This is a genomic window from Pseudonocardia endophytica (assembly GCF_004339565.1).
Lineage (GTDB): Bacteria > Actinomycetota > Actinomycetes > Mycobacteriales > Pseudonocardiaceae > Pseudonocardia > Pseudonocardia endophytica.
Window position 1 is genome coordinate 2,392,592 of record NZ_SMFZ01000002.1, and the last position, 12,357, is coordinate 2,404,948.

13 protein-coding genes are annotated in these 12,357 nt (G+C 73.2%); 3 read left to right on the forward strand and 10 right to left on the reverse strand.

Translation table 11 applies throughout. The features are described 5' to 3' along the window. Positions 1–63: 63 nt before the first annotated feature. Positions 64–1,035 carry a DMT family transporter gene (locus EV378_RS30060; RefSeq protein ID WP_165922552.1) on the forward strand — a complete coding sequence of 324 codons (972 nt, stop codon included), beginning with the start codon at positions 64–66 and terminating at the stop codon, positions 1,033–1,035. 89 nt (positions 1,036–1,124) lie between these two features. Here the strand turns inward: EV378_RS30060 and EV378_RS30065 are convergent, their stop codons facing one another. The 10 genes from EV378_RS30065 to EV378_RS36830 form a co-directional block, all read right to left on the reverse strand. Then, complete coding sequence (locus tag EV378_RS30065; protein WP_132430735.1) at positions 1,125–1,886, reverse strand: SDR family NAD(P)-dependent oxidoreductase; 762 nt, start codon at positions 1,884–1,886, stop codon at positions 1,125–1,127. Continuing rightward, positions 1,886–2,806, reverse strand: a complete 921-nt coding sequence (locus EV378_RS30070) for an LLM class flavin-dependent oxidoreductase (RefSeq protein ID WP_132430736.1) — start codon at positions 2,804–2,806, stop codon at positions 1,886–1,888. Before EV378_RS30070 ends, EV378_RS30065 begins: the two co-directional genes overlap by 1 nt. Continuing rightward, entirely contained in the window at positions 2,803–3,660 is an 858-nt protein-coding gene (locus tag EV378_RS30075) for a sulfurtransferase (protein WP_207908899.1), read from the reverse strand. The genes EV378_RS30070 and EV378_RS30075 overlap by 4 nt, the downstream gene beginning before the upstream one ends. 76 nt (positions 3,661–3,736) lie before the next feature. Further along, on the reverse strand, positions 3,737–4,123 hold the full coding sequence (locus tag EV378_RS30080; RefSeq protein WP_132430738.1) for a TIGR03618 family F420-dependent PPOX class oxidoreductase: 387 nt from the start codon (positions 4,121–4,123) through the stop codon (positions 3,737–3,739). Beyond that, entirely contained in the window at positions 4,116–5,150 is a 1,035-nt protein-coding gene (locus EV378_RS30085) for an LLM class flavin-dependent oxidoreductase (protein WP_132430739.1), read from the reverse strand. The genes EV378_RS30080 and EV378_RS30085 overlap by 8 nt, the downstream gene beginning before the upstream one ends. Next, a complete protein-coding gene (locus EV378_RS30090) occupies positions 5,135–6,826 on the reverse strand; it encodes a dipeptide ABC transporter ATP-binding protein (RefSeq protein ID WP_132430740.1) in 1,692 nt (563 codons plus the stop codon). Before EV378_RS30090 ends, EV378_RS30085 begins: the two co-directional genes overlap by 16 nt. A gap of 34 nt (positions 6,827–6,860) precedes the next feature. Further along, positions 6,861–7,715 (reverse strand): ABC transporter permease, encoded by an 855-nt coding sequence (locus EV378_RS30095; protein WP_132430741.1) that lies wholly within the window; start codon positions 7,713–7,715, stop codon positions 6,861–6,863. Continuing rightward, complete coding sequence (locus EV378_RS30100; protein WP_132430742.1) at positions 7,712–8,668, reverse strand: ABC transporter permease; 957 nt, start codon at positions 8,666–8,668, stop codon at positions 7,712–7,714. The genes EV378_RS30095 and EV378_RS30100 overlap by 4 nt, the downstream gene beginning before the upstream one ends. Continuing rightward, a complete protein-coding gene (locus EV378_RS30105; RefSeq protein WP_165922553.1) occupies positions 8,665–10,278 on the reverse strand; it encodes an ABC transporter substrate-binding protein in 1,614 nt (537 codons plus the stop codon). The genes EV378_RS30100 and EV378_RS30105 overlap by 4 nt, the downstream gene beginning before the upstream one ends. A gap of 122 nt (positions 10,279–10,400) precedes the next feature. Beyond that, positions 10,401–10,529, reverse strand: a complete 129-nt coding sequence (locus tag EV378_RS36830; RefSeq protein WP_279389670.1) for a hypothetical protein — start codon at positions 10,527–10,529, stop codon at positions 10,401–10,403. Between the two features lie 94 nt (positions 10,530–10,623). Here EV378_RS36830 and EV378_RS30110 point away from each other — a divergent pair, with 94 nt between their 5' ends. Both EV378_RS30110 and EV378_RS30115 read left to right on the forward strand, forming a co-directional pair. Next, complete coding sequence (locus tag EV378_RS30110; protein ID WP_165922554.1) at positions 10,624–11,148, forward strand: hemerythrin domain-containing protein; 525 nt, start codon at positions 10,624–10,626, stop codon at positions 11,146–11,148. A 364-nt stretch (positions 11,149–11,512) separates the two neighbouring features. Continuing rightward, positions 11,513–12,283: a response regulator transcription factor gene (locus EV378_RS30115; protein ID WP_132430745.1), complete on the forward strand. Its 771-nt coding sequence runs from the start codon at positions 11,513–11,515 to the stop codon at positions 12,281–12,283. Positions 12,284–12,357 lie beyond the last annotated feature (74 nt).

The window sequence follows — 12,357 nt, forward strand, 5'->3', positions numbered from 1 at the left end:
CTCCATCTTGTCATTTAGCTATTTAGCTAACTAGCATGAACCGGAATGAGATGTGATCACGGCGTGACGGCCGCCCTGGGCGCGGTCGTCCTCTGGTCGACCAACGCGTACGCGGCGGGGTACGCCCTGGAGCGGATGAGTGTGGGGTGGCTGCTGCTGGTCCAGTTCGGCACCGCAGCCGTCGTGTTCGGCGTCCTCCGTGTGCGGGCGCGCACCGCGCAGGCGGCGCCGGGGCGACGGGGGCCCGGCGTCGTGGCCGTGGGCCTGGTCGGCCTCACCGGGACGATCGTGCTGCAGTACGTGGCGTTCGCCCTCGCGCCGATCGTGGCCGCGAACGTGCTCGCCTACGGGTGGCCGCTGCTGGCCGCCGTGTGGGTCGCCGCGACCCGCCGGGACGCCCCGTCGCTGGCCGGCGCCGGGCTGGCCGTGCTCGGCTTCGCCGGCGTCGCACTGATCTTCGCCGGCCCCGGCCACGACGCAGGCGTCGTCGGCGACGACGCGGTCGCCGGGTACGCCGCCGCGCTCGGGTCCGCGCTGTGCATGACCTTCTACACGCTCGGCTCGGCTCGCTCCGCGATCCGGCCGGCGGACCTGCTGGCACCGGCGACGACGGTGGGCGCCGTCGTCGCCGGGACGGTGGTCGCGGTCACCGGCCCGCCCGCTCCCGGCCCCGTCGGGCTCGCCGCCGCGGTCTACATCGGACTCGGTCCGATGGCGGCGGGCTACGGGCTGTGGACCCGCGCGATGTCCGGCGGCGGCGCGGCACGGCTCGCGCCGCTGGGCTTCGCCACGCCGATGCTCTCGACGGGGCTGCTGCTGGTCGCGGGCGCCACCGCGGCCGTGTCGACGCTCGCCGGGATCGGGCTCGTCCTCGTCTGCAGCCTCGGCGTGCTGGTCGTGCACCGGTACGCCGGCCGCGCCGTGGTGCCACCGACAGCGGATCGGCCGTCGCCTCGACGACCGGATCGAGCGGCGGGTCGAGTTCTGGCGTGTCCACCGCGCCGACCCCCGCGACGTCCCGGGTGGTCCCGGTGAGTGCGGCCGCCCGGTCGCGGGCCGTCTGGTCCCGGCGCCGCCACGTGGACCTCTGCCGCACCGGGCCCCCACCGTCCCGGCTCGGCCGCTCAGTAACTGGACGCGCCGCCGTCCAGGACGATGTCGGTCCCGGTCAGGTGGCGCGCCGCGTCCGAGGCGACGAACAGCGCCAGCTCCGCGACGTCCTGCGCGGTCCCGATCCGCGGGACGAGGTGCTCCGCGACGAGGGCGTCGCGCACACCCGGACGGGAGAGGAGATCGGCGGTCGCCGGGGTCTCGACGACGCCCGGACTGATGCTGACCGCACGGACGCCGTGCGGCCCGCCTTCGACGGCCAGCTGCCGGGTCATCGCCAGCAGCCCGCCCTTGGTGGTGGCGTGGGCCAGCATCGAGACGGTGCGGTTGCCGCGGTGGGCGGCCACCGACGCGGTGTTGATCACGACTCCGCCGGACGCGACGAGATGCGGCCACGCGGCGCGGGTGACGAGAAAGACGAGATCCAGCTCGTTGCGCAGCGTGAAGTGCCAGTCGTCGAGCGTCAGGTCCGTGATCGGCGCGAACCGCGCCGCCGACGCGTTGTTGAGCAGGACGTCGATCTGGCCGTGCGCTTCCGCGGCGTCGGCCACCCAGCGTGCCGACCGGTCCGGGTCGGCCAGGTCGACCGGGGCCACCCCGGTCAGGCCACCGCCGGCGTCGGCGCCCAGCCGGACGGTCTCCCCGGCGCCCTCCGGGTCGAGGTCGGCGCCGACCACCGTGGCGCCCTCGGCGGCGAACAGCAGCGCGGCGGCGCGTCCCTGACCGCCGGCGATGCCGGTGACCAGCGCGACCTTCCCCTCCAGCCGGCCGGCCATCAGCCGGTCCCTCCGGACCCGGCCCCGACCAGTCCCCGCTCCTCGGCGAGCGCCCGAACCTGCGGGAACACGTCACGGGCCAGCACCTCCTGCTCGTCGACGGTCAACGAGTGGATCAGCAGGAACGTGAACCCGGCACCGACCACCTCGAGGACCTGCTCGACGACCGAGTCGACCGTCCCGGTGACCAACCCCGGGCGGGGCTCGCCCTCCGGATCGACCCGCACCGCGATGTTGCAGGCACACGTGATCGCGTCGGGGTCGCGACCGGCGTTCCGGGCGGCCGCGACGACCTGCTCGCGCATCTGCACGGCCTGCTCGAGCGTGATCCGTCCGAACGAGGGCAGCCACCCGTCGGCGCGTTCCCCGGTCAGCCGCAGGGCACGCGGACCGTAGGAGCCGAGCCAGATCGGGATCGGGTGCGCCGCGCGCGGGGAGATCCGTGCCTCGCTGGTCCGGAACTGCTCGCCCTCGTAGGTGGTGGTCTCGCGGGTCCAGAGGCTACGGAGGATGTCGATGGCCTCGTGCTGGGCGGTGATCTTCTCGGCGGCGGTGCGCACGGTGAGGCCGAACGCGGAGAACTCGTGGTCGTAGCCTCCCGCTCCGAGCCCCAGTACGAGTCGTCCGCCGGACAGCTGGTCGAGGGTCTCGGCCATCTTCGCGAGCACCGGCGGGTCGCGGTAGGGCAGGCCCAGCACGTTCGTACCGACCTCGATCCGCCGTGTCCGCGAGGCGATCCAGCTCAGCGCCGTCCACGGTTCCAGCGACTCCCGCTCGGAGTGCAGGTGGTCGCTGAGGGTGAACAGGTCGAAGCCCAGCTCGTCGGCGCTCTGGGCGAGGTCGACGACCTCCGGCGTGCCGAGGTGTCCGACGATGCCGCCGGAGCCGAAGCCGAGGCGGCGGCCGAGGATCGTGCTCATCGCGGTGCACCCTTCGTGTCGGTGGGAGTGACGTCGCCGAGTTCGGCCTCGCGCGCGGGATCGGCTCCCCACGCGGACCACGAGCCCGGGTACAGCGCGGCCGCCCGGACGCCGATCCGTTCGAGGGCGAGCAGGTCGTGACAGGCCGTGACGCCGCTGCCGCAGTACACGACGACGTCGGTGTCCTCGGTGACACCGAGGGCGGCGTAGCGGGCGCGCAGGGTCGCGTCGTCGGCGAACCGGCCGTCGTCGGCGAGGTTGCCGCGCCACGGCGCGCTGCGGGCACCGGGGACGTGGCCGGGCCGCGTCCCGGGAGCCGGTGCGGCGGCACCGGTGAACCGGTCGTGGTCGCGGGCGTCGAGCAGGACCTCGGAGCCCGCACCGACCTCGTCCGCCGACCGGATCAGCTCGGCCGGCCAGTCGACGGCCGTCCGGGGCCGGGGCGTCGGCGTGACCGGTCCGGTCTCCAGCGGGCCGGTCCACGCGGTGGTCCCGCCGTCGAGCAGCGCGGCCGGACCGCCGAGCCTGCGCAGCAACCACACCAGGCGGGCGGCGTAGCCTCCGCCGGAGTCGTCGTAGGCGACGACGGTGGTGTCGTCGCCGATTCCGAGACCTCCGAGCCGCTCGGCGAACGTGGCGGGGTCGAGCAGCGGATGGTTGCCCTCCCCGGGTGCCGGCGGACCGGACAGGTCGCTGTCGAGATCGACCCAGACGGCGCCGGGGAGGTGGCCCGCGAGATAGGCGTCGTACCCGCTGCGGCCGTCCAGGTACCACCGGACGTCGGCCAGGAGGACGTCGTCGCGCCGTTCGGCGAGCCAGGCCTGGTCGACGATCGGCTCGATCTGTTCGGTCACGGTCACTCCTCGGCGTCGGTGTGCCGGGGTCGTTCGCGCGGGTCGACGTCCGGCCGTTGGTCGGGCTCGGTCACGGTCACTCCTTGCGGTGGATGTGCCGGGGGAGCAGGCGCAGCAGCACCCGCTCGCCGTCCGACGGGCGCGGGGTCGGGTCGCCGGTCCATTTGGAGAACGTGGTGTGGGCCAGCGACAGCGCGGCCTCGCCCCGCTCGACGTCGACGACCTCGCCGCGGACCTCGATGTAGCGACGCCGGTTCACCTGGTCCATCAACAGGATCGTCGCGCGCGGGTCGGCCACCACGTTGCGGTACTTCTGGCGGGTCGTGCTGGTCCCGATCAGGACGTGCTCGTCGTCGGCGTGCGGCCAGACGAGGCTGACCTGCGGCGTCCCGTCGCGCATCAGCGTGGTCAGCGAGCCGAGCGTGACCGCACGCGCCAGCTTGCGGACGTCGTCGTCAAGCACGGGCGCCCGCCGCGACCGGGGCCGACGCCGGCAGGTGCGGGAGGACCTCGGCGGCTATCAGCTCGGCGGCGGCCGTGACCTCGGCCTGCGGGATGCCGCCGATGTCGACGGCGAGCAGGTGCAGGTCGTGGCCCCACAGCTCGTGCAGGCGGCCGAGCTTGTCGAGGACCTCGGCCGGGCTGCCGCACAGCGACGGACCGTCCGGACCGATCCGGCCCTCGAAGTCCTGCTCGTGGCGCGGGATGCGCGCGGACAGGTAGCTGCCGAAGTACTCCGCCCACCGCTCCCGCGCCTCCTGCGAGGTGCGGGCGACGAACGCGTGGCTCGCGGCGCCGATCCGCGGCACCGGACCGGAGCGGTGCTCGGCCCACAGATCCCGGTAGGACCGTGTGGCCGCCGCCCAGTCGTGCGGGTTGCCCGCGGTCGTCCCGAACACGATCGGCAAGCCGTGCTCGACGGCGAGCTGGATCGAGTCGGGCCGTGACCCGCCGCTGACCCACACCGGCGGCCGGTCCTGGTGGATCCGCGGCTCGACCCGGACCCCGTCCAGGGGCGGGCGGTACTCGCCGGACCAGTCGACCCGGTCCTCGTTCCACAGCCGCAGCAGCAGGTCCACGCCCTCGCGCTTACGGGCGGACCGGCTGTCCGGGTCCTGGCCGAACACGGCGTACGGCTCGGGGAAGAACGAGCCCCCCGCGACCAGCTCCAGGCGCCCGCCGCTGAGCTGGTCGAGCAGCGCGTACTCCTCGGCGACCAGCACGGCGTCCCGGTTCGCGACGAGCGTGGTTCCCGTCGCCAGCCGGATCGTCGACGTGTGTTCGGCCGCGGCCGCGAGGACGAGGGCTGGCGCCGGGATCGTGTCGCGCTCGCCGAAGTGGTGCTCACCGATCGTGTACCAGGAGTAGCCGAGCTCCTCGGCGGTCCGCGCCCCCTCGACCACCTCCCGGATACGGGCGTGCTGGCTGACCGCGACGCCGGTGTACGCGTCGGGGAGCAGGCTGCCGAAGGTGATCAGTCCGAGATCCACGAGAGCTCCTTGTCGGTGTCGGTGGGCGGCGCGACCCTGTGGTCCGGGTCCGTGACGGTCGGGGCGCCGTGGCCCGGGACGGCGGCGAGCAGTTCCGTCGTGTAGTCCGTCCGCGGGGCGAGGAAGATCTGTTCGGTGTCGTCGGCCTCCACGATCCGGCCGTCCCGCATGACCGCGATCCGGTCGCTGACCTGCCGCACGACGGCCAGGTCGTGGGAGATGAACAGGTAGGTCAGCCCGCGCTGTCGTTGCAGGTCCACCAGCAGCTCCAGGATCTGGGTCTGCACGGAGACGTCGAGCGCCGAGACCGGCTCGTCGCAGACCAGGACCTCGGGCTCCACGCTCAGCGAGCGGGCGATCGCGACGCGCTGGCGTTGGCCGCCGGAGAGCTCACCTGCCCGGCGCCGGTCGGTTCCCGCGGGCAGGGCGACCGCGTCGAGGAGGTCGCGGACCGCGCGCGGGCGCGAGTCGCGGTCGCCGACGCCGAAGTTGCGCATCGGCTCGGTGAGCAGCTCGGAGACGGTGAAGCGCGGGTTCAGCGACGAGTACGGGTTCTGGTAGATCATCTGGATCCGGCGGTGCAGCCCGCGCAGCGTCGTCCGGTCGGCCCCGGTGATCTCCCGGTCGCCGAGGTGCACGCTCCCGGACGTCGCCCGCTCCAGGCCGACCACGATCCGGGCGGTGGTCGTCTTCCCCGATCCGGACTCGCCGACCAGCCCGAGCGTGTGCCCGGCCGCGATGTCGAACGCGACGCCGTCGACGACGGTGCGGTGTCGCCTGCGCAGCGTGCCGCCGACCGGGAACGTCCGGGTCAGGTCGCGCACCCGCAGCCGTGCGGGTTCGCCCGCCTCCGTCCGGGGTTCCGGACTGCGACGCCTGCGGGTCGCGGTCGGGACGTCGGCGATGAGCCTGCGGGTGTAGGCGTGCTCGGGGTCGCCGAGCACCCGGGCGGTGGGCCCCTGCTCGACGATGCGGCCGCCGTTCATGACCGCGACGTGCGTGGCGCGGTCCGCGACGACCCCGAGGTCGTGGGTGACCAGCAGGATCCCGGCGCCGGTGTCGGCGACGACGTGGTCGAGCAGGTCGAGGATGCGCCGGGCGACCGTCGCGTCCAGTGCGGACGTGGGTTCGTCGGCGACCAGCAGGCCGGGCCGGGCCGCGGTGGCCATCGTGATCAGCACCCGCTGGCGCATGCCGCCGGAGAGCTGGTGCGGGTACTGACGGGCCCGCCGGGCCGGCTCCGGTAGCCCGATGGCGTCGAGCAGCTCGACCGCGCGCTCGCGGGCCTCGCGGCCGCGGGCCAGACCGTGCACCTGCAGTACGGCGGCGACCTGGCGCCCGACCGGCGTGACCGGGTCGAGCGCGATCGTCGGATCCTGCGGGACCAGCCCGATGCGGCGGCCCCGAACCGAGCGCCAACCACGGTCATCGAGGGTGGTGAGGTCCTCGCCGTCGAGCAGGATCCGCCCGGACTCGACCCGCCCGCTGCCCGGCAGCAGCCCGATCACCGACTGGGCCAATGTGGACTTCCCCGAGCCGGACTCCCCGACGACGGCGGTGATCCGCCCCGCCGGGACGTCGAGGTCCACATCGGTCACCGCGCGCACGCGCTCACGGGCTGTTCGGTAGCCGACCTGCAGGTCACGAATGCGCAGGAGCACGGATGCGGTGCTCATGCCGCCTCCGCGGGATCGAGTGCGTCGGCGGTGCTCATGCGCCCCTCCTGCGGTCCGCGTCCAGCAGCCGGGACAGCCGGTTGGCCGCGAGAACGACGGCGGCCACGACGGCGCCGGGCACGACCGTCAGCCACCACGCCGTCGCGAGGTAGTTGCGCCCGTCGGCCACCAGCGACCCCCACTCCGGTGCGGGCGGCGGCTGGCCGAAGCCGAGGAAGCTCAGCGAGGACACGGCGAGCACCACCAGGCCGAAGTCGAGCGCGGCGAGCGCCAGCACCGGGCCCACCGACGCCGGCAGCACGTAGCGGGGCAGGATCGACCACCACCGGGTCCCGCACATGATCGCGGCTTCGACGTAGGCGGCCGTCCGGATCCGGAGCACCTCACCGCGCATCAGCCGGGTGAACGCGGCGACGCTGGTCAGCCCGACCGCGACGGCGACCTCGACGGTCCCGAACCCGATCGCGCTGATGATCGTCAGCGACAGCAGCACGGGCGGGATCGACAGCAGGACCTCGACCACCCGCATGATCACGGCTTCCACCCAGCCGCCGAGGAAGCCGGCCAGCAGTCCGAACAGGACACCCAGGCCGAGCGCGAGCGTGATCGCGATCAGCGCGGCCTGCAGTGACGGCCCCGCCCCGTGCACGACGCGGGCGAACAGGTCCCGGCCGATCTGGTCGGTGCCGAACGGGTGCGCCCAGCTCGGCGGCCGGAACTTCGTCGTCGAGCTGCCGTCGATCGGGCTCACGCCGGTGAACAGGTCCGGCAGCACCGCCCACCCCGCGACGACCAGCAGGACCAGCACCGACACCACCACGCCGGGCCGCACCCGGACCGGGCGTCGTTCCGCCCGCTGGACCGGCTCGAGCACGTCGGGGGCCGTCATGCCGCCACCAGGACGCCGGTCGACCGGATCCGCGGGTCGAGCACCGGGTAGAGCAGATCGACGGCCAGGTTGACCAGCACGAACGCCACGGATGCCACGACCACGACGCCCTGCACGACCGGCAGGTCCTGGGCCCCGACGGCGGCCTGCGTGATCCGGCCCATCCCGGGTCGGGAGAACACGGTCTCGACGACGACGGCGCCGCCGATCATGCCGCCGACCAGCAGACCGGCGACGGTCAGCGAGGAGATCGCGGCGTTGCGCAGGCCGCGGGTGAGCACGATCCGGACCGGACCGGCGCCGGTCGCCCGGGCCGTGTCGGTGTGTGCCTCGGTCAACGTGTCGTGCAGGCTCTTCGCGAGGACCTGGCCGACCATCGCAGCGCCCGGGACGGCGAGGGTGATCGCCGGCAGTACCGCGCCGGCCACCCCGGACCCGCCGAGCGACGGGAACAGGCGCCAGTGCAGCGCGAAGACCTGGATCAGCACCAGACCGAGCCAGAACGACGGCACGGAGATCGACAACGACGGCAGCGACCGCAGCAGCTGACCGAGCGCGGGAGAGCGGACGAGGTTCGCCGCCACCCCGAGCGCCGCGCCACCGAGCAACGCGAGCAGCAGGCCGGCGATCCCGATCTGCAGCGTCGGCGGGAGGGCTGCGACGATCATCTCCGAGACCGGGCGGCCGGTCTGGATGGACACCCCGAAGTCGCCGTGCAGGGCGTTGAGCAACGATTCGAGGTACTGCACCGGAAGCGGGCGGTCGAAGCCCAGCTCGGCCTTGACCCGGGCCACCTCCTCGGCCGGTACGGCGTCGAAGCCGTTGCGGCCGCTGAGCATCAGCGCGACGGGATCGCCCGGGAGTAGCCGCAGCAGGACGAAGGTCAGCGTGAACGCGGCCCACACGACGAACAACGCCCGGCCCGCCCGCGCCAGCGCGAACCCCACACTCATCCGGACACCCAGGCGCTCTGCAACGCCAGCCGGGTGGACCCGTCGGCCCGCAGGTCGTGGGCGTCGTCGGACACGGCGTGGATCAGGGTGGTCTCGTAGAGCGGCACCGTGTCCGCGTGCTCCAGGATCCACTGCACGGCCTTCGTGACCGCCTCCTGGCGAGCCTGCTCGTTGTTCGCGCCGGCCTGCTGGGTCAGGAAGCCGTCGAGCTGGCTCGGCGGGAGGTGCCACAGGTTCGCACCGCCCGTGAAGAACAGGTTCCGCAGGATGTCCGGATCGGCCCGGGTGACCGCGACGGCGGTCAGGTCGAACTGGCCCTTCTGTTGCTGCTCGACGTACTTGGGCGGGGCGACCGGGTTGAGCCGGACCTCGACGCCGATCTTGCGCAGCTGCTGCTGCACCGGCTCGTTCGCCGGGGGAGTCGGCGCCGGGATCAGCCAGTTCAGGGTGAGCCGCTTGCCGTCCTTGATCCGGATCCCGTCCGGCCCCTGCACCCAGCCCGCGGCATCGAGCAGCGCGCCGGCCTGCGCGGGGTCATAGCGCAGGTACGTGCTCTGGTCGGTGTAGTACGGGGTACTGGCGGCCAGCACGCTCGTCGCGGGCTTCCCGGTGGAGCCGAAGACCGTGTTCACGAGCTCCTGCCGGTCGATCCCGATCAGGAGCGCCTTGCGCACCTTCTCGTCGGCCAGCGGCCCGACGTGGTTGAGCGAGAGCGGAGGGACGACGCCGGGCGTCGGGATGTCGAGCAGGCGGAAACCGGGCTGCCGGAACTGGTCCTGGTCGGTGGGCTGCACCTGCTCGGCAACCTGCACCTGGCCCGAGCTCAGCGCCCCCGACCGCGCGCCCGCCTCGGGCACGAACAGGAACTTCGCCTCGTCGACGTACGCCGCGCCGGTGTTCGGCGACAGCTGCGACGGCCACTTGTAGTCGGGCCGCTTGCGCAGCACGACCTCCTGGTCGGGTGTGTAGTGGTCGAGCACGAACGGGCCGGAGCCGACGTACTGGCCGCGGCACCGGTCGGCCAGCGGCGTGTTCGCCGTGGCCGGTGACAGGATGCCGAAACCCGGGATCGAGGTGGCCTGCAGGAACTGCGCGTTCGGGCTGCCGAAGCCGACGGTGAAGTGCCGGGCGTCGGTGACGGTGGTCCCGGTGTAGCCCTTGAGGTAGGCGGGTGCGCCGGTGCTGGGGAGCCCGACGAGCTTGTCGAACGTTGCCTTCACGGCGGCCGAGTCGACGGGTGTGCCGTCGCTGAAGGTGACGCCCTCACGCAGTACGAACGAGAACGACTTCGTGTCCGGGCTGGCCGTGAACGACTCCGCGAGCCACGGGACGATCTTGCCGGTGCGCGGGTCCTGGTCGGTGAGCGTGTCCACCAGTGACCGGGAGATCTCGGTGGAGGCGAGCTGACCGGTCTGCTGCGGGTCCAGGCAGGTCGGGTCGGACGGCAGCGCGATCGTCAGCGTCCCGCCCGGCTCCGGGGGTCCGCCCGCATCGCCGGACCCGACGGATGCCTCCGACGAGCAACCGGCCACGAGCAGTCCGAGGACCGCGGTCGCGGCGGCCTGTCGGAAGAGGCGTCGACGCAGGTGGCGACGTCGAACTGGTGTCACGGGGTGCTCCTGGTGGGAACAGGGGCCGACGGCCCGGTGGCAGGCCGAGCCGGACATGGAGCCGGACTCGTGAGTTGTCGCCGCAGTGGCGAACTGTGCGACGCCGCTCGGGCGCCGAGGTGTCACCGCCGGTGACAGAGCCCGCTGTCGGTGAGGCAGAGGTCCACGTGGCGGCGCACGGTCAGCAGCGATGGCGACACCGCGACGACGGTCGGGATCCCGTCGACGCCACGGAGGAGTGCGCTGGCCACGATTGGGTACATTACACCGTGCACGGCAAACTGCAACGGGCTGGAGTGCGGAGGCGCCGGAGTCGATGTCCGATCAGGAGAGGGGGCGTGCCCGGTGACGTCCGACGGGCCGGAGACCGAGTTCGGGCTCCGGTACCGGGCGTCCCTGCACCGCGCCCACGACTGGCTGCGCACGGAGCTGGACCAGCTGCGCGCCCTGGCCGCGCAGGTCGGGGCAGGAGAGGTCGGCGTGCGCGAGGCGCGCGCGACGATCAACGCGCTCGCCGTCACCGGGCACCGCTGGGACCTGGGCGCGTTCTGTGAGGCCTACTGCGGTGTGCTCGCCCGCCACCACGTCCGCGAGGACGTCGAGATGTTCCCCGCCGTGCTCGGCGTCCAGCCCGACCTCGGGCCCGTGGTCGACCGGTTGGACGCCGAACATCGAGCCGTCGCCGCCGTCGCCCGGCGTCTCGACGACGTGCTGGTGCGGCTGTCGCGGTCCGCACCGGACGGCACCAGGAGCCTGGTCGCCGAGCTGATCGGGATCGTCGACGAGCTGACCGTGCTGTTGCGCGCCCACCTGGCCCACGAGGAGGAGGCCCTGCACGACGCGTTGGGCCGGTTGCCCGCGCCGATCTGACCCGCCTGCCCCGGGCTGCTGTGACCCACGCCCGAGGTGGGCGTGACATCGTTGACACTGCGCGCACCCGGCTGGTTTCCTCGTGTAACGGAGAGTGCGTATCCCCTGGTGACGGGCATGATGTTCCGGGAGACGTGCGCCGAGGGGGTGGAGAGCGTTGCGGAGCGTCCTGTGCGACGGCGCCGTGCCCGCCCTGCCCCTCGTTCTGCACCGGCGCCGGCGCTACGTCGACTTCTGCCGTAGCTGGGCGAGCCAGTGTCGCCACGGCCGCAGCGTCCGCTCCTGACCCGACCGCACGTCACCCCGGGGGCGGATCCGCGCGGCGCAGTCGTCCGCCACCGGTCCCCGGCCCAGGAGCCGTCCGATGCCCGATCCTCTCCCGATCGGCCCACACGCCGCGAACACGGCGCCCGCCCGTCCCCTGGTGCCCGATCCGCGGACACCCGTCGACGTCCGCGTGACCGTGGACCTGGTCGTCGCCCGTGGACGGAGATGGGCGCCGCTGGCCGGCGACCTGCGACGTCACGACGTCGACGTACGTGTCGCCCACGAGCTGCACGACGAGCTCCGCGCGACGCCCGACGCCGTCCTGTTCGATCTGGACTCGCGCGCCCTCGGCGGGCTCGCGAGCTGTCGCCGGATCCGCCGCAGGAGCACCGTCCCGATCATCGGTCTGAGCCGGCGCACCGGTGCCTGTGGCGGCATCCGCAGCCTGCAGGCCGGGCTCGACGACCACGTGGCGGGCCACTGGTGCGGTGTCGAGCTGGCCGCCCGGGTGCGCGCCGTCCTGCGCCGCTCCCGGTGCGCCGCCCGGCGGGACGTGTCCGTGGACGGGGACACCGTCGACGTCGGGCCGATGCGGTTGCGCCGCAGGCCACCTGGCGTGCAGGTGAACGGGGTGCCGATCCTGCTCACCCCGACCGAGCACGAGCTGCTGGCCCTGTTCGCGTCGAACCCGGACGCGGTGTTCACCCGGTCGCAGATCAGCGAGGCCGTGTGGGGAACCCCGGACGTCGCGGGTCGCGCCATCGACACGACCATCGCGCGGCTGCGACGCAAGCTCGGGGAGAAGGCGTGGATCGTCACGGTGCACGGCGTCGGGTTCCGGATGGGCGGATCGCTGCGGACGGTCTGATTCACCACCGGGGTACAACGAAGAATGCGAATCAATGAAATCGTGTCCGGGCTCACATTCAGGTGGTTGTGACA

Excerpts from the sequence above, each read along its gene's own strand:
- EV378_RS30065 (WP_132430735.1), bottom strand. The coding sequence starts at position 1,886 with ATGGCCGGCCGGCTGGAGGGGAAGGTCGCGCTGGTCACCGGCATCGCC.
- EV378_RS30070 (WP_132430736.1), bottom strand. The coding sequence starts at position 2,806 with ATGAGCACGATCCTCGGCCGCCGCCTCGGCTTCGGCTCCGGCGGCATC.
- EV378_RS30090 (WP_132430740.1), bottom strand. The coding sequence starts at position 6,826 with ATGAGCACCGCATCCGTGCTCCTGCGCATTCGTGACCTGCAGGTCGGC.
- EV378_RS30095 (WP_132430741.1), bottom strand. The coding sequence starts at position 7,715 with ATGACGGCCCCCGACGTGCTCGAGCCGGTCCAGCGGGCGGAACGACGC.
- EV378_RS30100 (WP_132430742.1), bottom strand. The coding sequence starts at position 8,668 with ATGAGTGTGGGGTTCGCGCTGGCGCGGGCGGGCCGGGCGTTGTTCGTC.
- EV378_RS30115 (WP_132430745.1), top strand. The coding sequence starts at position 11,513 with ATGCCCGATCCTCTCCCGATCGGCCCACACGCCGCGAACACGGCGCCC.